The following is a 20,059-nucleotide window of genomic DNA, read 5'->3' on the forward strand; positions in this document are numbered from 1 at the left end:
TAAGCTACTAATGATTTTAAACTGAAGAGTTTGATCATGGCTCAGATTGAACGCTGGCGGCAGGCTTAACACATGCAAGTCGAGCGGGGAAGGTTGCTTCGGTAACTGACCCAGCGGCGGACGGGTGAGTAATGCTTAGGAATCTGCCATTTAGTGGGGGACAACATTCCGAAAGGAATGCTAATACCGCATACGTCCTACGGGAGAAAGCAGGGGATCTTCGGACCTTGCGCTAAATGATGAGCCTAAGTCGGATTAGCTAGTTGGTGGGGTAAAGGCCTACCAAGGCGACGATCTGTAGCGGGTCTGAGAGGATGATCCGCCACACTGGGACTGAGACACGGCCCAGACTCCTACGGGAGGCAGCAGTGGGGAATATTGGACAATGGGCGCAAGCCTGATCCAGCCATGCCGCGTGTGTGAAGAAGGCCTTTTGGTTGTAAAGCACTTTAAGCGAGGAGGAGGCTCTCTTAGTTAATACCTAAGATGAGTGGACGTTACTCGCAGAATAAGCACCGGCTAACTCTGTGCCAGCAGCCGCGGTAATACAGAGGGTGCGAGCGTTAATCGGATTTACTGGGCGTAAAGCGTGCGTAGGCGGCTTTTTAAGTCGGATGTGAAATCCCCGAGCTTAACTTGGGAATTGCATTCGATACTGGGAAGCTAGAGTATGGGAGAGGATGGTAGAATTCCAGGTGTAGCGGTGAAATGCGTAGAGATCTGGAGGAATACCGATGGCGAAGGCAGCCATCTGGCCTAATACTGACGCTGAGGTACGAAAGCATGGGGAGCAAACAGGATTAGATACCCTGGTAGTCCATGCCGTAAACGATGTCTACTAGCCGTTGGGGCCTTTGAGGCTTTAGTGGCGCAGCTAACGCGATAAGTAGACCGCCTGGGGAGTACGGTCGCAAGACTAAAACTCAAATGAATTGACGGGGGCCCGCACAAGCGGTGGAGCATGTGGTTTAATTCGATGCAACGCGAAGAACCTTACCTGGCCTTGACATACTAGAAACTTTCCAGAGATGGATTGGTGCCTTCGGGAATCTAGATACAGGTGCTGCATGGCTGTCGTCAGCTCGTGTCGTGAGATGTTGGGTTAAGTCCCGCAACGAGCGCAACCCTTTTCCTTACTTGCCAGCATTTCGGATGGGAACTTTAAGGATACTGCCAGTGACAAACTGGAGGAAGGCGGGGACGACGTCAAGTCATCATGGCCCTTACGGCCAGGGCTACACACGTGCTACAATGGTCGGTACAAAGGGTTGCTACCTAGCGATAGGATGCTAATCTCAAAAAGCCGATCGTAGTCCGGATTGGAGTCTGCAACTCGACTCCATGAAGTCGGAATCGCTAGTAATCGCGGATCAGAATGCCGCGGTGAATACGTTCCCGGGCCTTGTACACACCGCCCGTCACACCATGGGAGTTTGTTGCACCAGAAGTAGCTAGCCTAACTGCAAAGAGGGCGGTTACCACGGTGTGGCCGATGACTGGGGTGAAGTCGTAACAAGGTAGCCGTAGGGGAACCTGCGGCTGGATCACCTCCTTAACGAAAGATTGGTGACCGGTAAGAATCCACAACAAGTTGTTCTTCGAAGATGTATCTGAGGGTCTGTAGCTCAGTTGGTTAGAGCACACGCTTGATAAGCGTGGGGTCACAAGTTCAAGTCTTGTCAGACCCACCAAATCTGATAGCTGAAGCTGAGATTGAGATATATCGTTCATTATGATTTTAAGCTGGGGACTTAGCTTAGTTGGTAGAGCGCCTGCTTTGCACGCAGGAGGTCAGGAGTTCGACTCTCCTAGTCTCCACCATGAATTACTTAGTAATTCTGAGCTAAATAGATTATAGAGTTTAGTGAATACAGTCCAAGTTGACTGGTTTATTAATCTCTGTGATTTATCACAGTTTACTACGCACCGACGAGGTGGTAGTTAATCATTAACAGATTAGTAGAATTGAGTCTGAAATAAATTGTTCACTCATTCTTTGATTTAAACATTTCGATGTTTAAGTTGAATGAAATGAGAACTAGCAAAAACACTGAATCAAGCGTTTTGGTATATGAATTTAGATTGAAGCTGTACGGTGATTAAGTTCACGAAACAACAAGCTGTATGAATTAATGTTTACATTGATTCTGTTGCTACACCCACTTGTAGGTGTAACGACTGTTTGGGGTTGTATAGTCAAGTAATTAAGTGCATGTGGTGGATGCCTTGGCAGTCAGAGGCGATGAAAGACGTGATAGCCTGCGAAAAGCTCCGGGGAGGCGGCAAATATCCTTTGATCCGGAGATTTCTGAATGGGGGAACCCACCCGCTAAAAGGCGGGTATCATAAGCTGAATACATAGGCTTATGAAGCGAACGAGGGGAAGTGAAACATCTCAGTACCCTTAGGAAAAGAAATCAATTGAGATTCCCTTAGTAGCGGCGAGCGAACGGGGAGCAGCCCATTAAGTTATGTGTGTTCTAGTGGAACGCTCTGGGAAGTGCGAACGTAGAGGGTGATATTCCCGTACACGAAAGGGCACACATAATGATGACGAGTAGGGCGAGGCACGTGAAACCTTGTCTGAATATGGGGGGACCATCCTCCAAGGCTAAATACTCCTGACTGACCGATAGTGAACCAGTACCGTGAGGGAAAGGCGAAAAGAACCCCTGTGAGGGGAGTGAAATAGATCCTGAAACCGCATGCATACAAGCAGTGGGAGCACCTTCGTGGTGTGACTGCGTACCTTTTGTATAATGGGTCAGCGACTTATATTCAGTAGCAAGGTTAACCGCATAGGGGAGCCGTAGAGAAATCGAGTCTTAATAGGGCGTTTAGTTGCTGGGTATAGACCCGAAACCAGGCGATCTATCCATGAGCAGGTTGAAGGTTGGGTAACACTAACTGGAGGACCGAACCCACTGTCGTTGAAAAGCCAGGGGATGACTTGTGGATAGGGGTGAAAGGCTAATCAAGCCTGGTGATAGCTGGTTCTCCCCGAAAGCTATTTAGGTAGCGCCTCGGACGAATACCATTGGGGGTAGAGCACTGTTTCGGCTAGGGGGTCATCCCGACTTACCAAACCGATGCAAACTCCGAATACCAATGAGTACTATCCGGGAGACAGACTGCGGGTGCTAACGTCCGTAGTCAAGAGGAAAACAATCCAGACCGCCAGCTAAGGCCCCAAAATCATAGTTAAGTGGGAAACGATGTGGGAAGGCATAGACAGCTAGGAGGTTGGCTTAGAAGCAGCCACCCTTTAAAGAAAGCGTAATAGCTCACTAGTCGAGTCGGCCTGCGCGGAAGATGTAACGGGGCTAAAACTATGTGCCGAAGCTGCGGATGTATACTTTAGTATACGTGGTAGGGGAGCGTTCTGTAAGCCGATGAAGGTGTATTGAGAAGTATGCTGGAGGTATCAGAAGTGCGAATGCTGACGTGAGTAACGACAAAACGGGTGAAAAACCCGTTCGCTGAAAGACCAAGGGTTCCAGTCCAACGTTAATCGGGGCTGGGTGAGTCGACCCCTAAGGCGAGGCCGAGAGGCGTAGTCGATGGGAAATTGGTTAATATTCCAATACTTCTGTGTAATGCGATGAGAGGACGGAGAAGGTTAAGTCAGCCTGGCGTTGGTTGTCCAGGTGGAAGGCTGTAGGCATGCATCTTAGGCAAATCCGGGGTGCTCTATGCTGAGAGCTGATAGCAAGCTGTACTTGTACAGTGAAGTGGCTGATACCATGCTTCCAGGAAAAGTCTCTAAGCTTCAGTTACACAGGAATCGTACCCGAAACCGACACAGGTGGTCAGGTCGAGTAGACCAAAGCGCTTGAGAGAACTCTGCTGAAGGAACTAGGCAAAATGGTACCGTAACTTCGGGAGAAGGTACGCTGCTGACGGTGATGGGACTTGCTCCCTGAGCTGTTGGCAGCCACAGAAACCAGGCCGCTGCAACTGTTTATTAAAAACATAGCACTCTGCAAACACGAAAGTGGACGTATAGGGTGTGATGCCTGCCCGGTGCTGGAAGGTTAATTGATGGGGTTAGCGTAAGCGAAGCTCTTGATCGAAGCCCCAGTAAACGGCGGCCGTAACTATAACGGTCCTAAGGTAGCGAAATTCCTTGTCGGGTAAGTTCCGACCTGCACGAATGGCATAATGATGGCGGCGCTGTCTCCAGCAGAGGCTCAGTGAAATCGAAATCGCTGTGAAGATGCAGTGTACCCGCGGCTAGACGGAAAGACCCCGTGAACCTTTACTGCAGCTTGACATTGAACTTTGACCTTACTTGTGTAGGATAGGTGGGAGGCTTTGAAGTTAGAACGCTAGTTCTAATGGAGCCGTCCTTGAAATACCACCCTGGTAATGTTGAGGTTCTAACTCTGCCCCGTAATCCGGGGCGAGGACCATGTCTGGTGGGTAGTTTGACTGGGGCGGTCTCCTCCTAAAGAGTAACGGAGGAGTACGAAGGTGCGCTCAGCGTGGTCGGAAATCACGCGTAGAGTATAAAGGCAAAAGCGCGCTTAACTGCGAGACCCACAAGTCGAGCAGGTACGAAAGTAGGTCTTAGTGATCCGGTGGTTCTGTATGGAAGGGCCATCGCTCAACGGATAAAAGGTACTCTGGGGATAACAGGCTGATACCGCCCAAGAGTTCATATCGACGGCGGTGTTTGGCACCTCGATGTCGGCTCATCTCATCCTGGGGCTGAAGCAGGTCCCAAGGGTATGGCTGTTCGCCATTTAAAGAGGTACGCGAGCTGGGTTTAGAACGTCGTGAGACAGTTCGGTCCCTATCTACCGTGGGCGCTGGAAATTTGAGAGGATCTGCTCCTAGTACGAGAGGACCAGAGTGGACGAACCTCTGGTGTACCGGTTGTGACGCCAGTCGCATCGCCGGGTAGCTATGTTCGGAAGGGATAACCGCTGAAAGCATCTAAGCGGGAAGCCTACCTCAAGATAAGATTTCCCTAGGAATTTATTCCTCTAAAGAGCCGTTCGAGACTAGGACGTTGATAGGTTGGGTGTGGAAGCACGGTGACGTGTGAAGCTGACCAATACTAATTGCTCGTGAGGCTTGACTATACAACACCCAAACAGTTGTTGTATTCAAGATAAATTCAATACATAACTTGATTTAGTGTCAAAACTAGTTACAATACGACTCAATTAACTAATCCGTTAATAACTCTTTCGGTACTAAGTGGCAAAAAACGTAAGACCACCCAAAACCAAAACAGTTTGCTGGCGACAATAGCAAGAGTGAACCACCTGATCCCTTCCCGAACTCAGAAGTGAAACCTCTTAGCGCTGATGGTAGTGTGGCACTTGCCATGTGAGAGTAAGTCATCGCCAGCTTTTAAATCTAAACACCCCTAACCTGACGGTTGGGGGTGTTTTTTATTGGATAGAGAATAAATTGTTAGTATAAAATATCGTAAATTCAGAATTTTGATGTAAAGAATACAAATGCCAACATTAGATAAAAAGAAGGTTATATTTGAGCAGGGTTCTATTCGAGATATACCTGAAAAAAGGCGGCTAGAAAATGAGTCAGCTGAGCTTACTGGCCAAAATTATATAGAAAAAATAGACCAAGTACTTAAAGATTTGGAGGAAAGAGGTGAGGTAATGCTTATCTCAACAAATCCTGAATATATATCAAAATTTATATTCCATTCAATTGTTGAGCAAATATTGAAAGATCATAAGCGTGATTTTGTAATTGAATCTGATATACCTTATTTGTTAGAAATAATAGCACAAAAAGTAAGTTCAATATTTTCTGAAGATTTAACAAATGCGGAAAGAATAGTAAATGAATTTTATCATGAATTATTGTCTAGTCGTACTATGAGTGAAATTGCAGAACTTATACATCACGAAGGACCTTTTGAAATAGCATTACGTGCATTCTATAATATCAAACTGAAAAATATAGATAATCGAGATTTAAACTACGTTAATTGGAGAAAGCAATATTACAATTCTAGAGATAAGTGATAACGTTCGGTAGTAGAAAAAATGAATCTATTTTAGTGGGTATTAAGCTATTAGTGAAAAAACCTACTAGAAAAATCGTAATTTATTAGCATATTGGGATTAAGTAAAAATAATGTTTAACTCTTTCTCTCCACTCCCTGAAGATGATGATGAACTGCATCTTCCTGAGCTGGTGTATTGGGCATCTTTAGGTGATGTGGAACAGGTCGAGCAGCTATTGGCAGAGGGTACTGACCCAAACCAGACGGATGATGAAGGCTATAGTGCTTTACAAGCTGCTGCTGAGAATGATCATTTAGCGGTCGTGAAGCTGTTAGTGAGTAAGGGTGTAAATGTGGCTTATAAAGGCGAATATACCGCGTTACAGCTTGCAGAAATGGCAGAGCATCACGATGTAGTCGCGTATCTCAAAAGTCTTTAAATCGCAGCTAAAAATGATAGATAAAAAGAAGCCCCATCATCCTGACGGGGCTTCTTCATATTCAGCTTATGTCGTTGATATCCTATTAACGACCACGTCCTGTGTGTTTTATTATTCTCAATGAGACTTCCTGTCTCTCTATGATTTGTATAATAGGCGAAAAGTTGAGTTCGGGCTATTCGCCAATGGCTGCGATCTATGTACGTTTTGGCGTACATGAATGAGGAAAATGAGGAAAAAGTCATTTCCCATAAAAAAACGGAATCATGAAATTCCGTTTTTTTATGTATTTTAGGTCTTAGAAATGAACATCTAGACCAATATAAGGACCTTTAAAGTTAAATTTAAGATCATTCTTTTCATAGTCATCTAACTTGATATCCAGAATACGGTAGCCTGCTTTCAAGCCTACATCGACCAGTAGATTGTCGATAAAGTTGTATTGCAATTCTGCTTGCGCATCGGTGATTTTAGTATCATTAAAGTTGCTATATAAGAGTTCTGCTTTGGCACTTAGACCAGTAAAAGGCAGTTTTCCCCCCGCCGATCCATAGATCACCGGTACCGTTTTATCGATATCGGTTTTGCTGATATTCAGGGTTTTGACATCGCCATTTAAGTTAGTTGCACCTAAACCGACATCTGCATTTACAATCGTGTCTAAAATTTCATAGTATAAAATAAAATCGGTATGATCGATGTTGAGGTCGTAAACTGGTTGGCCTGCGACTTTATGATCCGTTTCGGTATTTAAGTTGACATAACGTATTTTTGCATTGGGAATCAGGGGAATTGGATGCTCAACAGCAAGGGATACTTGAGCGGAACCTTTACGTTTAAGATCCTGATCTGGTGCATTGCTTTGGTCTGCCATATTGGCTTCGCCATTGTAATTCCAGTAACTAAGATCGCCTTTTACACCAATAACGTCGGCTTGCGCCAGGCCACAAATGCTCGTTCCTAAAGCCAGCATTGATATTTTTAATAATTTCATTGCATTATCCTAATTAATATCGAAAACAGTAATGAATTGTTGTGAATTCACCTATGAATGGGCGAATCATATAGTGATCTGGATAAATATGCAGTAGTCTAATTTTAAATTTTTATAAAGGAATAAATAATAATGACGGATAAACAAAGTGTGGTGGATTATCCGCTTTATGTGGCTGGGAAAGCGGTCACAACAGGACAATGGTTAGAAGTCCATGATAAGTATAACAATACCGTCTATGCACGAGTGGCATTGGCAGATGCCAAAGTACTTGAAAAAGCCATAGCGGCTTCGGTGAAGGTAGAAGCTGAGATGGCAGCCTTAAAACCGTTTCAAAAACAAAAAATATTACTGCATTGTGTAAAGCGTTTTAATGAACTGCGGGATGAGCTGACTGAGATCCTGATCGCAGAAGGGGGTAAGCCACGGGGTGCAGCAAGTGCTGAAGTAGAACGTTTAATTAATACTTTTCAACTGGCCGCAGATGCGGTGACACAGATTGATGATGGGCAATTAATTCCTTTGGCGGTGACACCCGCTGCCGCGCATTTTCGTGGCATGGTCAAACATGTGCCGATTGGTGCAGTTTCATTAATTAGTCCGTTCAATTTCCCTCTCAATCTGGTGGCGCATAAGATTGCACCAGCAATTGCAGCGGGTTGTCCCTTTGTATTGAAGCCGGCCAGTTTTACACCAATCAGCGCCTTAAAGATTGCAGCCGTATTGGCTGAAACCGATTTACCGAAAGGTTCGTGGTCGATCTTGCCTTGTAATCGTGAGGCAGCGGATATTTTAGTGACCGATGACCGCTTTAAACTCCTCAGCTTTACCGGTTCTGATCAGGTCGGTTGGGAGATGAAGGCACGGGCAGGCCGCAAGAAAGTGACGCTGGAACTCGGTGGCAATGCTGCAGTCCTGATTGATGCAGATACAACCCTTGATGATGCCTTGATTGATCGTCTGATCAGTGCTGCTTATGGGCAGGCAGGGCAGGTCTGTATCAGTGTGCAACGGATTTTAGTGCATGTCGATCTTTATGCCGAGCTGAAAAAGAAAATGGTGGCCAAACTGAAAAAGATTAAGGCCGCTGATCCTGCTTTAAGTACCACATTGGTTGGCCCAATGATTAAGGAAGCAGAAGCATTACGCTTAAAAAAATGGATTGATAAGGCGGAGAAAAAAGGCGCAAAAGTGCTGCTTGGTGGCAGTTTACAAGGCGTCTTGTTTGAACCGGTGTTATTGGAAAATGTCGATGCTAAGCTGGAAATTTATAAGGATGAAGCGTTTGGCCCCGTAGCCATTTTAGAAAAATTTAAGCAATTTGAGCAGGGCATTGCCACCATTAATCAAAGCCGTTTCGGTTTGCAGGCAGGCGTCTATACGCAAAATCTGAATAATATGCTGTATGCGTGGGATCACTTACAGGTAGGTGGTGTCATCATTAATGATGTCCCGACATTCCGCGTTGACAATATGCCCTATGGTGGAGTCAAAGATTCAGGTTTGGGCCGCGAAGGCATCCATTCCGCCATCCGCGATATGCAGGAACAAAGACTTTTAGCAATTAAACAATAGAGGAGGAAAAAGTGTGGTGAGGATTTGGCTTGCCTGTTTTATGTACTTGATTTTTATAGATTGACTGCAAGGTCAAATTTACAGGCAGTTGAAAAATAATCAGTTGTTCTGAAAAGTTGATATTTTCTTGCAGAATTTACAGTAAAAAGAAATAAAAACAGGTATTGTTCGGCTATTAAAAGCAGAAAAACAATGCCCAATCTTTAAGGAAGATGGTTTGGTTTTTTGTTTGTTTGGTCTTGAAAATAAGAAGCTCACAAGGTTGAAAGTTCATCCAAACAAAACAAGATTTTTTATGGCATTTTCATGTCTGTTGGATAATAAAAAACTGAAAGCAGCATGGAAGGTCAGCAGGACAATTTTAGGTGTTATATGGCAGATTCTCGTGAAAACTGGACATCACGATCTGGTTTTATTATTGCAGCTGTTGGTTCAGCTGTAGGTTTAGGTAATATCTGGCGGTTCCCGTATGTTGCTTATGAAAATGGCGGCGGAGCGTTCCTTATCCCTTATTTGCTGGCGTTGATTACCGCCGGCTTACCTCTATTATTTTTAGACTATGCTACAGGTCACCGTGCGCGTAACTCTCCACCCAAGGCCTATCGTGCCTTATTCAAAGGTGGTGAGACATTGGGCTGGTGGCAAGTCTGTGTCTGTATTATCATCGGTTTATATTATGCCAGCGTACTGACCTGGGCGGGGAGTTATGTGTACTTCTCGATTGGTCAGGCATGGGGCAGTGACCCGGAAAGCTTCTTCTTCAATACCTATTTGCAGACTTCGAAAGCATCAGGATTTGATCTCAATTTTGTGAGCCATCTGTTCTGGCCAATTGTTGGCATCTGGGCACTGACTTTAATCATTCTGTATGGTGGCGTTAAAAAAGGCGTTGAATTATCCAATAAGATTTTCATGCCGCTATTATTCGTATTATTTACAGTGCTTGTGATTCAGGCATTACGTTTACCAGGTGCGGCTGAAGGCTTAAATGCATTCTTTACTCCGAACTGGGCTGCGATGATGGATTATAAAGTCTGGTTAGCAGCTTATGGTCATACCTTCTTCTCGCTGTCTGTTGGTTTCGGGATCATGGTGACCTATGCATCTTATCTCAAACCAAAAACCAACTTAACCGGTTCTGGCCTGATTGTTGGCTTTGCCAATGCATCAACTGAAATTCTGGCAGGTATTGGTATCTTTGCTGCACTAGGCTTTATGGCCCATGTGGCAGGGAAAGAAGTACAAGATGTCGTAAGCGGTGGTATCGGTCTGGCATTTATTGCTTTCCCGAAAATCATTTCAAGCTTGGGCGCAGGTGCTGACTTATTCGGCTTACTGTTCTTCTCATCACTCTTCGTTGCGGGTATTTCTTCAATGGTGAGTATTCTGGAAGTGCCGATCGCAGCAATGCAGGACAAGTTGAAATGGAGCCGTAGCAAAGCTGTGACCATTATTGGTGGTGGTAGTGCGCTGGTTTCAGTGATCTTGTTCTCAAGCGTGAATGCGATCAAACTGGTGGATATCGTCGATCACTTTATCAATAACATTGGTATTGTCGGCGGTGCACTGGTTTCGATACTTTGTATTACCTGGTTTAAGCGTTCTGCCTTGCTGGAGCTGCGTGATCATATCAACCGCATTTCAACCATTCAACTGGGCAAAGGCTGGGCATTTACTTTAACCGTAATTACCTCTCTCATCTTGTTAACCACCTTAAGCATGACGGTGTTTAATCTGGTGAAAAATGGTTACGATAGTTATAGCATGAGCTTACAAGGCTTATTTGGCTGGGGCAGTGTGATTTTCTGTGCTGTGGTCGCTTTTATACTCAGCAAAGTAAAAGATCGCTAGGAGAATACAGATGAATACTTCGGCAATTATTATGATGGTTATTGCGATGCTGTTTGTTTGGGGAGGATTAGCATTATCCATCCTCCACCTGATGAAACATCCAGAAGAACTTGATGATGTTCTGGAAGAAGTCAAAGATCAGCACACGCTTTAAAACAGATTTAAAAAAAAGCAGGCCTCAAGCCTGCTTTTTTATTTTGATTAAGCTCGTTTTTTAATTCGGCAATAATAGAAACCATCGCCGGATTGCGCCGAAGGGAGCAACTGACGACCATGGGTCTGTTCAATGCCCCAATCCGCATCAATTTTGATTTCTTCAGCATCGGCATGTTCAGCAAAGAAAGCCGCCATTTGTTGCTCATTTTCAGCTTTCAGAATCGAGCAGGTGATATACAGCAAGGTACCGCCCACTTTGAGTTGTTGCCACATCTGCTGCAAAATCTGCTGTTGTAGGGCAACGGTTTGCGCGATATCGGTTGACTGTCTGAGTAGACGGATATCGGGGTGACGACGAATCACACCTGTGGCAGAACAAGGTGCATCCAGCACGATACAATCGACGGGTTCTGGTGCCTGCCAAGTCGTCGCATCAGCGGTTACAATCTCAACATTGTTCTGGCCGAGGTCAAGACGTTCCAGATTTTCAGACACACGTAATAAACGTTTGGCATCATGATCCAGCGCAATCAGTTTTTGAGGATTAAAGCGCTCAAGAATGTGTGCAGTTTTGCCACCGGGTGCAGCACAGGCATCGACAACAACTTTGTTATCTAAGTTGGGTAACAGCGTTGCGCATAATTGGGCATGTTCATCCTGAACAGAAAAACCACCCTCTTCAAAACCCGGTAAATGGGTAATATTGCCCGTTTGCTCCAGAACAATACCCACATCTGAAAGCGTGCAAGGACGAGCATCAATCTGCTCTTCGTCCAAAATCTCTAGATATTCGTTACGACTGACTTGGCGTTCATTGACGCGTAGGGTCAGTGGTGCGACTTGTTTTAAGGCTTGGCATAGAGACTCTGCTTGCTCAGGCCAATCTTTTTTAAGTCGCTTAAATAACCAGCTTGGTAAGCCATGTGTATGATTCAACGCGGTTTCAAATTCAGCTGTTTCACGTGAAACACGGCGCAGAATCGCATTGACCAAACCACTCATTGGCTCAAAACCGAGTTGCTTAGCCGCATTTACCGTTTCTGAAATCGCCGCATGTACCGGAATACGCGTACATAAAATTTGATATAAACCAAGATATAAACAACTTTCTAGCGCTTCATTGTCTAATGGTTTTGTCAGCAAGGGTAGAGTAATGGCTTTTAAAGAAAACCATTGGCGTAAACAGCCTAAAGTCAGTTCGTGATATAAACCACGATCACGTTCAGCAACGATATTGATATGTTGATTCAGAACAGAAGACAAAGATTGCCCATTTTGAACGGCCAAAAGTGTTTTGACCACTTGTGCACGTAGATTCAAATTTTTTGTAGATGATTGGCTCATGGGAGAATTCGTCCAATATGTAATTTTTGGGTTTGGGCAATTTGTACAGGATTTAGGGCTTTAGCACCTGGCCATTGCAGACTGGTGAGGCACACCGCGGTATTGTCACCACACGCCACATGTACGCCTTGTTTATCGATCGCCAGGATTTCGCCGCTTCGTGCATCAGTTTTTTGATGCTGAGAAAGCATTGAACCCCACACACGTAAGGCATTGCTTTCATCCAGTTGAATAAACGCCACAGGCCACGGATTGAAGGCACGGATATTACGGTCGATTTGTACCGCATTCTGGTTCCAGTCAATACGTGCTTCTGCTTTCACCAGTTTATGGGCATAGACGGTCAGGGCTTCATCTTGTACTTCACGCTTTTCAATGAAATCCTGCAAACTTTGTTCTGTTTCAAGCACGGTACAAATCGCTTCGGCACCTTGATCGGCCAGTTTATCGTGCAAGCTGGCAGAGGTATCTTCTGCGGTGATTGGGCAGTAAGTTTTATACATCATGTCGCCGGTATCCAGACCCGCCGCCATTTGCATGATGGTGATGCCTGTTTCTGCATCACCTGTGGCAATGGCACGTTGGATCGGTGCAGCCCCCCGCCAGCGTGGCAGTAAGGAACCATGGATATTTAAACAGCCATATTTAGGGGTATCTAATACCGCTTGCGGCAAGATCAGACCATAGGCCGCAACCACCATCACATCGGCACCCAAGTCAGCCAGTTGTTGGCGAGCTGCCAAGCCTTCTTCTGTCGATGCTTTAAAATTCAAAGGCTGATACACCGGTAAACCGTGCTCAAGTGCCAATTGTTTCACAGGGGATGGCGTTAATTTTTGCCCACGGCCGGCTTTACGGTCAGGTTGGGTATAAACCGCAATGATCTGGTGGGATGTTTTTAATAATGCCGCCAATGCGGTTGCCGCAAATTCAGGCGTACCAGCAAAAATGATTTTCACAAAGACAATCCAACTAAAACTTGCTGCAAATTATAAGCGAAAAAGTGATGAGTCCCTAATCAGACGGCTTGAATTGCTTTTGTACAAAAAAAGATAGGCCTATTGGTCATCTGTTAAACGATAACTTGTAGTATGATGCAGAAAGCTCAGTATCATTTCGCCAGAGCGAATGTCCTATTCGTCTCGAGCACAAACTTGTTGGGAATACAAAATGCCTGATTATCGTTCAAAAACATCAACACATGGAAGAAATATGGCGGGCGCGCGTGGTTTATGGCGTGCGACCGGTATGAAAGATGAAGATTTTGGCAAGCCTATTATTGCGGTGGTCAACTCATTTACCCAGTTTGTTCCCGGTCACGTGCATCTCAAAGATTTAGGTCAACTTGTTGCGAGAGAAATTGAAGCGTCTGGTGGTGTGGCAAAAGAATTTAATACCATTGCCGTTGATGACGGGATTGCCATGGGCCATGACGGCATGCTGTATTCACTGCCATCACGTGATTTGATCGCCGACTCGGTGGAATACATGGTCAATGCCCATTGTGCTGATGCCATGGTCTGTATTTCGAACTGTGACAAGATCACCCCGGGAATGTTGATGGCAGCAATGCGCCTGAACATCCCGGTAGTGTTCGTGTCTGGCGGGCCGATGGAAGCGGGTAAAGTGAAGTTCCGTGGTGATGAAAAGGCCATTGATCTGGTTGATGCCATGGTGGTTGCAGCCGATGAAAGCTATACCGATGAAGAAGTACAGGCTTTTGAACGTTCGGCATGTCCAACCTGTGGTTCATGTTCAGGCATGTTCACCGCGAACTCGATGAACTGCTTAACCGAAGCATTGGGTCTCTCTTTACCGGGCAACGGTTCAATCGTGGCAACCCATGCCAATCGTGAGAAACTATTCTTAAAAGCGGGTCGTTTGGTGGTTGAACTGGCGAAGCGTTATTACGAACAGAATGATGACAGCATTTTGCCACGTTCAATTGCAACCAAGGCGGCGTTTGAAAATGCCATGACACTGGATATTGCAATGGGCGGTTCAACCAATACCGTATTGCATTTGCTTGCGGCCGCGCACGAAGCCGAAGTTGATTTCACCATGGATGATATCGACCGTTTGTCTCGTCAGGTTCCGGTATTGTCCAAAGTTGCACCGGCAAAACAAGATGTACATATGGAAGATGTACACCGTGCGGGTGGCATCATGGCGATCTTGGGTGAGCTGGATCGTGCCAACTTGCTGAATACGTCATGTCCAACTGTACATGAACCAACACTAAAACATGCTTTGGACAAGTGGGATATTATCCGTACCGAAGATGCTGAGGTTTATGAATTCTATCGTTCATCACCGGGTGGTATTCCAACGCAGGTGGCGTTCTCGCAAAACCGTTACTACTCAACCTTAGATGGCGACCGTGAAAAAGGCGTGATTCGTAATGCTGAACATGCTTTCTCTAAAGATGGTGGTTTGGCTGTGCTGTACGGCAACATCGCTCTAGATGGCTGTATCGTCAAAACTGCAGGTGTGGATGAATCCATCCTGAAATTTACCGGTACAGCACGCGTGTTTGAAAGTCAGGATGCGGCAGTAGAAGCCATTCTGGATCATAAAATCGTGGCAGGCGATATCGTGGTGATTCGTTATGAAGGCCCACGTGGCGGACCGGGTATGCAGGAAATGTTGTACCCAACCAGTTACCTGAAATCCAAAGGTTTGGGTAAAGACTGTGCCTTGATTACCGATGGACGTTTCTCAGGTGGTTCTTCAGGCCTGTCGATTGGTCACGTGTCTCCAGAAGCTGCAGAAGGCGGAGCAATTGGTCTGGTTGAAGATGGTGATACCATTCAGATTGATATTCCAAACCGTACCATTCACCTGGATATCGATGATGCCACCATGGCGCATCGCCGTACGGTTCAGGACGCCAAAGGCTGGCATCCTGCGGAAGAGCGTAAACGTAAAGTGTCTAAGTCATTGAAGATTTACGCAATGCATTCGACCAGTGCAGCTAAAGGCGCAGTACGAGTTTTGTAATCCCTTTGAGTCCCTCTTTCAATTAAGGGGGACTTTTGTCTCATTTTATAAGATACTGAACATACTTATTGGCTCACCTGTTCTGGCTCAGGTTTGAGTAAACTTTATCCATTTTGCATTTTATGACCATTAGAGGCTATCGACATGTCTTTGTTACGTCGTTGGTTTGATCCCATACGATCGAGTTGGTTCTATCAGAAACCTTCTCGTCAGGCGGAATTACCTACGGAACAGGGTTTAAGTATTTACCTGCGTCTAGACGATGTTTATAGCTATCTGGCAGTGCAAGAGCTGGATCAGCTCAATGAGATCCTCAGTGATGAGCTCAAACCGCTAAAAGTCATTATTTCGAGGCAAGATGCCGAGCCTCCGAATGGCATGTCCAAGCAAGACTGGCAAAGCTATTGCTTAAATGATGCCAAAATCCTGGCCAAGCAGCATCGTTTTGGTTTTGATGAAACCCCAGAAATACCGAGTGCAGAAGCATTACAACAAGCAGAAACAATTCTAAGAAATACCCCGCTCAGAGAACAAAACTTTTTACATTTGCTCGAAGATGTCTTCCACATGCTGTGGCAGCAGCAATACGGTAAATTACGTACCTTATATGCAATGGCCTCCCAGCATCAGAAACCACAAGATTATCCTGAACGTATTTTCAAAGACGTGCCTGTGATCGCCAGTTATTTTGAATTTGGTGAACGAAAATATCAGGCGGTTGATGACTTGTTACGTCTGACACGCCGTTTAAAACAGCAAAAACTCCTGACTGGGAATCCAATTTTCCTGATCAATCATATCGAGTGGCGTGAGCATCTCATTAATGATGCCGAGGCATTGGCCGAAGTCCAGGCCTTGCATCCGGAACTGGATCTGTATATCGCGCTTGAAGACCCGATGAGCTGGTTATTATTGGCGTATATCCAGGAAGAACTGGCCAATTATTATAATATCCAGCTGAAGGTGTATCCGCTGAGTTATCACGGTCGGGACTGGTTTGACTGGGGGCTGGCAACTCGTGTTTCCAAGCGAACCCAGGTCGCATTTACCCCGTTCTGCCGACCGACCAAAGAAGCCACCTATGAAATGGCACGACTGTTTTACAGTGTGCCTGAAGAGCAGCAAGTGGATTGTATCCATGAAATTCTGGAAGCGGTATGGACACAGGGCAAAGACCTGTCATTTAAAGCCCATTTTCAACGGATGCAGAGACGTCTGGACATTGCGCAGCTCACTGAACAGGATATCGAAGCACAGTTAAAGCAAAATGATGAATGGTGCCAGCAGAAGCATCAGCCTGATTTTCCGGTATTGGAGTTACGGATTGATGGACATAGCTATGTCTTTAATAGCCTGTATCGGGTCTGGATGATTGAAAGCATTCTCAGTAACGTACTGGAAGAAAAATATAAAATGGCCTCAACTTTTGATTGAGGCCTACTCCTAAAAATAAGAATAGGGCAAGCCACGGTTTTTCCGTAGCATAGCTTCGATGCAAAATCGGAGTTAAAGCGTGACTTTTCTAGCCATTATTATCGTGGTCTTTGCCTTTGCCGGCATGATTAAAGGCATGATCGGACTGGGCCTTCCTGCGGTCTCTATGGGGCTACTGACCATTGCCATGAGTCCGTTTCAGGCTGCTTCCTTATTGATTGTGCCGTCGATGGTCACCAATATCTGGCAACTGTTTGCCGAAGGTCGGGTCTGGGCCTTTATCCGCCGTTTCTGGACGTTACTGGCTGGAATTATCGTCGGTTCGATATGGAGCTTTTTACCGACCCTTAGCCAGAGTCATGGACATAGCAGTGAGATTTTATTGGGCTGTATGCTGGCGTTATATGGACTGTATGGCCTCTGTGTGAAAAGACTACCTCATCTGGCGCAACATGAGCGCTGGTTATCGCCTATTGTCGGATATATCGGCGGCGCAGTGACCGTTGCCACAGGGGTGGTCATTATTCCGGTGGTGCCGTATTTGCAGTCCTTACATTTGAAACGGGATGAACTGGTACAGGCCTTAGGCTTGACCTTTACCGTTTCCACCTTCTGTCTGGCTTTTTTCCTACATCACAATCCGATGGAGGGAATCACGCTGGATTATCGTCTGTCTGCGGTGGCTTTGGTTGCTGCTTTATTTGGAATGTGGCTGGGTAAAAAAATCCGTTATCAACTTAACGAGCAACGTTTTCGCCGTTTATTCTTTATCGGATTGATGGCCTTAGGTCTATATATGATTGCGCATTAAGGGCATTCAGCAAGATGGGCGATGTTGCATTAAAAACTCAGCAAATTGTTGATAAGCATGCGGGAGCTGAGCGAAATCCTGTGCCGCTAACAGCAGTTTACGGTTGGCCCAGGCGCCACGTAATTGTACTGCATAAAAATCATAATCTGGCTGTAAACGCTGTGCTGCACGCGCGGACATAATCGCAATACCGACCCCTTTGGCGACAACCTCGGCAATGGCAGAAAAGTTGGGTAAGCGTAGCCGGTACTGGATATTGAAGCCCAATAGCTTGGCTTGCGTTTCAATCGATTGCTGTAAAGAATGATGCGGCATCAGGCCAATAAAACCATAAGCTAAGGCATCGACCAGATTCAGCTGTGTTTGCCGGGTCAAGGCATGATGAGCGGGACAGATCAGCACCAATGGATCACTGGCAAACTCCTGTGTTTGCAAATGACGCGTATCAAAGAAGCTGGAGACTAGTCCTAGGCGTGCCACACCTTGAGTCAAGGCTTCAACGATTTCAGAACTTTCTGCTTCATGTAAGTCGAGATTGATCTCGGGATGTAGCATCAGATAGTGCGGTAACAGCGGTGGTAAATATTCACTCTGTGCCGACGAATTACACCATAAGGTCAATGATTCAGGTGCCGTGGGTCGAAAGCGTTGCATGTCCTGTTCAAGCAGATCTTTTTGCTGCATCAGCCGTCGGGCATGCTCAGTCAGGGCATGGCCCGCAGTGGTCAGCTCGACACCTGAGGTCTGCCGAATAAATAACGGTGTTGCAAAATAGTGTTCGAGTTTTTTAATTCGTTCGCTGGCGGCTTGCAGGGAAATGGCAGAAAGTTCGGCACCCTTGGTCAGGCTACCTGTCGAAACAATATGCAGAAGCAGTTGTAAATCAAAGAAATCGAAACGCATGAGCGGAACGTATTGAAATATAAACAGCCATCATACTAAAAGTAAGCAAGATAAAGATAGGGGAGCCGTTCAAGACGAAAAAAAGGCAGCTTGCGCTGCCTTGAAGATTTTTAGTTTTTATCTTTTAAACTGAACAGCAGGTTCAGGAAAATTGCTGCAAAAGTTGCCGTCCCGATACCGCCGAGATTGAAGCTACCAAATAACAATTCAAAGTTACCCGCCCCTAAAATAATGGTCACTGAAGCCACGATCAGGTTTTTATTGTTGGAGAAGTCGACTTTATTTTCGATCCAGATTTTTGCACCGGCAATGGTGATCAGACCAAACACCACAATAGATGCACCCGTGAGTACTGCATTGGGAATGGTACTAATGACGGCACCAAACTTAGGTGAAAGACCGAGGATAATGGCAAAGAGACCTGCAATCACAAACACCAGTGTTGAGTAAACGCGGGTAACTGCCATCACTCCGATATTTTCGCCATAAGTGGTCATACCGGGTGCACCCACACCGCCAGATAAGGTGGTTGCGACACCATCTGCAACAAAGGCTTTACCCAGTTGTGGCGTGAGGTTTTCACCGGTCATTGCGCCAACAGCCTTGATATGGCCCAGGTTTTCTGCCACCAGAATCAGGGCCACAGGAGCAATGATCAGAATGGCATTCAAATCAAAAGTCGGATGCGAGAAGCTTGGGACACCAAACCATGGCGCCGCTGAGATCTGGGAGAAATCAATCGGCTTGCCATAACCCAGACCATTGCTGGCAATGGCATAAATAGCATAGGCAATTAAAAGGCCAATCAACAGTAATAAACGTTGTAACAGGCCTTTGGTAAAGACCGCAATGATGCCCATGCTGAGGACGGTAGTTAAGGCCATCCACATTTCAAAAGGCTGACCTGCAACGCCTTTAATGGTTACAGGCGCAAGATTAAGACCGATGATCATCACGATTGCACCCGTGACCACAGGTGGCATCAGTTTTTCGATCCAGCGGGTTCCTGTCAGCATCACTGCAAAACCGATCAGGGCATATACGATACCGCAGACCACAATCCCGCCCAGTGCGACGGACAGGTTTGGATTCGCACCTGAACCGGTAATATGACCCGTTGCTGCTGCCACCACGCCAATAAACGCAAAACTTGAGCCTAAGTAGCTTGGAACACGTCCACCGGTCATAAAGAAAAACAGGATGGTACAGATCCCTGACATTAAAATGGCAAGGTTCGGGCTAAAACCCATCAGTAAAGGTGCAAGTACGGTTGAGCCGAACATGGCAAATGCGTGTTGAACCCCCAGCACCGCGCTTTGTAAGGGCGGTAAATATTCATTGGTCGCAACAGGGCGATGATCGACCGTCCCCTGATACGGCTGCCATTTTGGAAACCAACTGGACATAAATTAGACTCATGATTTGATATCAGCGCGTATGATACCCTGTCTTAAAACGAGCTTTCACCTATAAGTCCTTGAGAGGATTGCCACAATAGGCTCTCAGAGCTTGAATTTTTACCTTTTGGTAAAATTTACTTCAAATTAAGCTAGTGGAATTATTAT

The 20,059-nt window shown here is 45.8% G+C and carries 13 protein-coding genes, 2 tRNA genes and 3 rRNA genes; 13 read left to right on the plus strand and 5 right to left on the minus strand.

What is annotated here, in order from left to right; translation table 11 throughout:
• Nucleotides 1-18 precede the first annotated feature (18 nt).
• The 7 genes from J699_RS09760 (at nt 19) to J699_RS09730 (ending at nt 6,426) form a co-directional block, all read left to right on the plus strand.
• A 16S ribosomal RNA gene (locus tag J699_RS09760) occupies nt 19-1,555 on the plus strand.
• Between the two features lie 59 nt (nt 1,556-1,614).
• Nucleotides 1,615-1,691, plus strand: a tRNA-Ile gene (locus tag J699_RS09755).
• A 54-nt stretch (nt 1,692-1,745) separates the two neighbouring features.
• Nucleotides 1,746-1,821: transfer RNA gene (locus J699_RS09750), tRNA-Ala, on the plus strand.
• A gap of 373 nt (nt 1,822-2,194) precedes the next feature.
• Nucleotides 2,195-5,087 (plus strand): 23S ribosomal RNA (locus J699_RS09745).
• A gap of 158 nt (nt 5,088-5,245) precedes the next feature.
• Nucleotides 5,246-5,360 (plus strand): 5S ribosomal RNA (rrf, locus tag J699_RS09740).
• The 16S, 23S and 5S rRNA genes sit together here with 2 tRNA genes alongside, the layout of an rRNA operon.
• A gap of 111 nt (nt 5,361-5,471) precedes the next feature.
• Nucleotides 5,472-6,005, plus strand: coding sequence for a hypothetical protein (locus tag J699_RS09735; RefSeq protein ID WP_227555709.1), 534 nt, complete (start codon nt 5,472-5,474; stop codon nt 6,003-6,005).
• A gap of 109 nt (nt 6,006-6,114) precedes the next feature.
• Nucleotides 6,115-6,426, plus strand: a complete 312-nt coding sequence (locus J699_RS09730; protein WP_104021893.1) for an ankyrin repeat domain-containing protein — start codon at nt 6,115-6,117, stop codon at nt 6,424-6,426.
• 298 nt (nt 6,427-6,724) lie between these two features.
• Here the strand turns inward: J699_RS09730 and J699_RS09725 are convergent, their stop codons facing one another.
• Nucleotides 6,725-7,420: a TIGR04219 family outer membrane beta-barrel protein gene (locus J699_RS09725; protein ID WP_032882816.1), complete on the minus strand. Its 696-nt coding sequence runs from the start codon at nt 7,418-7,420 to the stop codon at nt 6,725-6,727.
• A gap of 132 nt (nt 7,421-7,552) precedes the next feature.
• On the opposite strand from J699_RS09725, the gene J699_RS09720 reads away from it, so the two are divergent.
• The 3 genes from J699_RS09720 (at nt 7,553) to J699_RS19140 (ending at nt 11,000) form a co-directional block, all read left to right on the plus strand.
• On the plus strand, nt 7,553-8,995 hold the full coding sequence (locus tag J699_RS09720) for an aldehyde dehydrogenase family protein (protein WP_032868320.1): 1,443 nt from the start codon (nt 7,553-7,555) through the stop codon (nt 8,993-8,995).
• A 372-nt stretch (nt 8,996-9,367) separates the two neighbouring features.
• Nucleotides 9,368-10,846 carry a sodium-dependent transporter gene (locus tag J699_RS09715; protein ID WP_005282160.1) on the plus strand — a complete coding sequence of 493 codons (1,479 nt, stop codon included), beginning with the start codon at nt 9,368-9,370 and terminating at the stop codon, nt 10,844-10,846.
• Between the two features lie 10 nt (nt 10,847-10,856).
• Nucleotides 10,857-11,000 carry a methionine/alanine import family NSS transporter small subunit gene (locus J699_RS19140; protein ID WP_005282163.1) on the plus strand — a complete coding sequence of 48 codons (144 nt, stop codon included), beginning with the start codon at nt 10,857-10,859 and terminating at the stop codon, nt 10,998-11,000.
• A 47-nt stretch (nt 11,001-11,047) separates the two neighbouring features.
• Here the strand turns inward: J699_RS19140 and rsmB are convergent, their stop codons facing one another.
• Entirely contained in the window at nt 11,048-12,346 is a 1,299-nt protein-coding gene (rsmB, locus tag J699_RS09710) for a 16S rRNA (cytosine(967)-C(5))-methyltransferase RsmB (protein WP_032868325.1), read from the minus strand.
• Nucleotides 12,343-13,305: a methionyl-tRNA formyltransferase gene (gene fmt / locus J699_RS09705; protein WP_032868327.1), complete on the minus strand. Its 963-nt coding sequence runs from the start codon at nt 13,303-13,305 to the stop codon at nt 12,343-12,345. The genes rsmB and fmt overlap by 4 nt, the downstream gene beginning before the upstream one ends.
• A gap of 211 nt (nt 13,306-13,516) precedes the next feature.
• On the opposite strand from fmt, the gene ilvD reads away from it, so the two are divergent.
• The 3 genes from ilvD to J699_RS09690 all read left to right on the plus strand — a co-directional run bounded on the left by ilvD (nt 13,517) and on the right by J699_RS09690 (nt 17,591).
• Nucleotides 13,517-15,346: a dihydroxy-acid dehydratase gene (gene ilvD, locus J699_RS09700; protein ID WP_032868329.1), complete on the plus strand. Its 1,830-nt coding sequence runs from the start codon at nt 13,517-13,519 to the stop codon at nt 15,344-15,346.
• Nucleotides 15,347-15,490: 144 nt separating this feature from the next.
• Nucleotides 15,491-16,780 (plus strand): hypothetical protein, encoded by a 1,290-nt coding sequence (locus J699_RS09695; RefSeq protein ID WP_032868332.1) that lies wholly within the window; start codon nt 15,491-15,493, stop codon nt 16,778-16,780.
• A gap of 79 nt (nt 16,781-16,859) precedes the next feature.
• Nucleotides 16,860-17,591 carry a sulfite exporter TauE/SafE family protein gene (locus tag J699_RS09690; protein ID WP_032868334.1) on the plus strand — a complete coding sequence of 244 codons (732 nt, stop codon included), beginning with the start codon at nt 16,860-16,862 and terminating at the stop codon, nt 17,589-17,591.
• A 6-nt stretch (nt 17,592-17,597) separates the two neighbouring features.
• Here the strand turns inward: J699_RS09690 and J699_RS09685 are convergent, their stop codons facing one another.
• Together J699_RS09685 and J699_RS09680 are read right to left on the minus strand one after the other, a co-directional pair.
• Nucleotides 17,598-18,494, minus strand: a complete 897-nt coding sequence (locus J699_RS09685; RefSeq protein ID WP_032868336.1) for a LysR family transcriptional regulator — start codon at nt 18,492-18,494, stop codon at nt 17,598-17,600.
• Between the two features lie 110 nt (nt 18,495-18,604).
• On the minus strand, nt 18,605-19,900 hold the full coding sequence (locus J699_RS09680) for a solute carrier family 23 protein (protein ID WP_032868338.1): 1,296 nt from the start codon (nt 19,898-19,900) through the stop codon (nt 18,605-18,607).
• Nucleotides 19,901-20,059 lie beyond the last annotated feature (159 nt).

Source organism: Acinetobacter sp. 1000160, assembly GCF_000588715.1.
Lineage (GTDB): Bacteria > Pseudomonadota > Gammaproteobacteria > Pseudomonadales > Moraxellaceae > Acinetobacter > Acinetobacter courvalinii.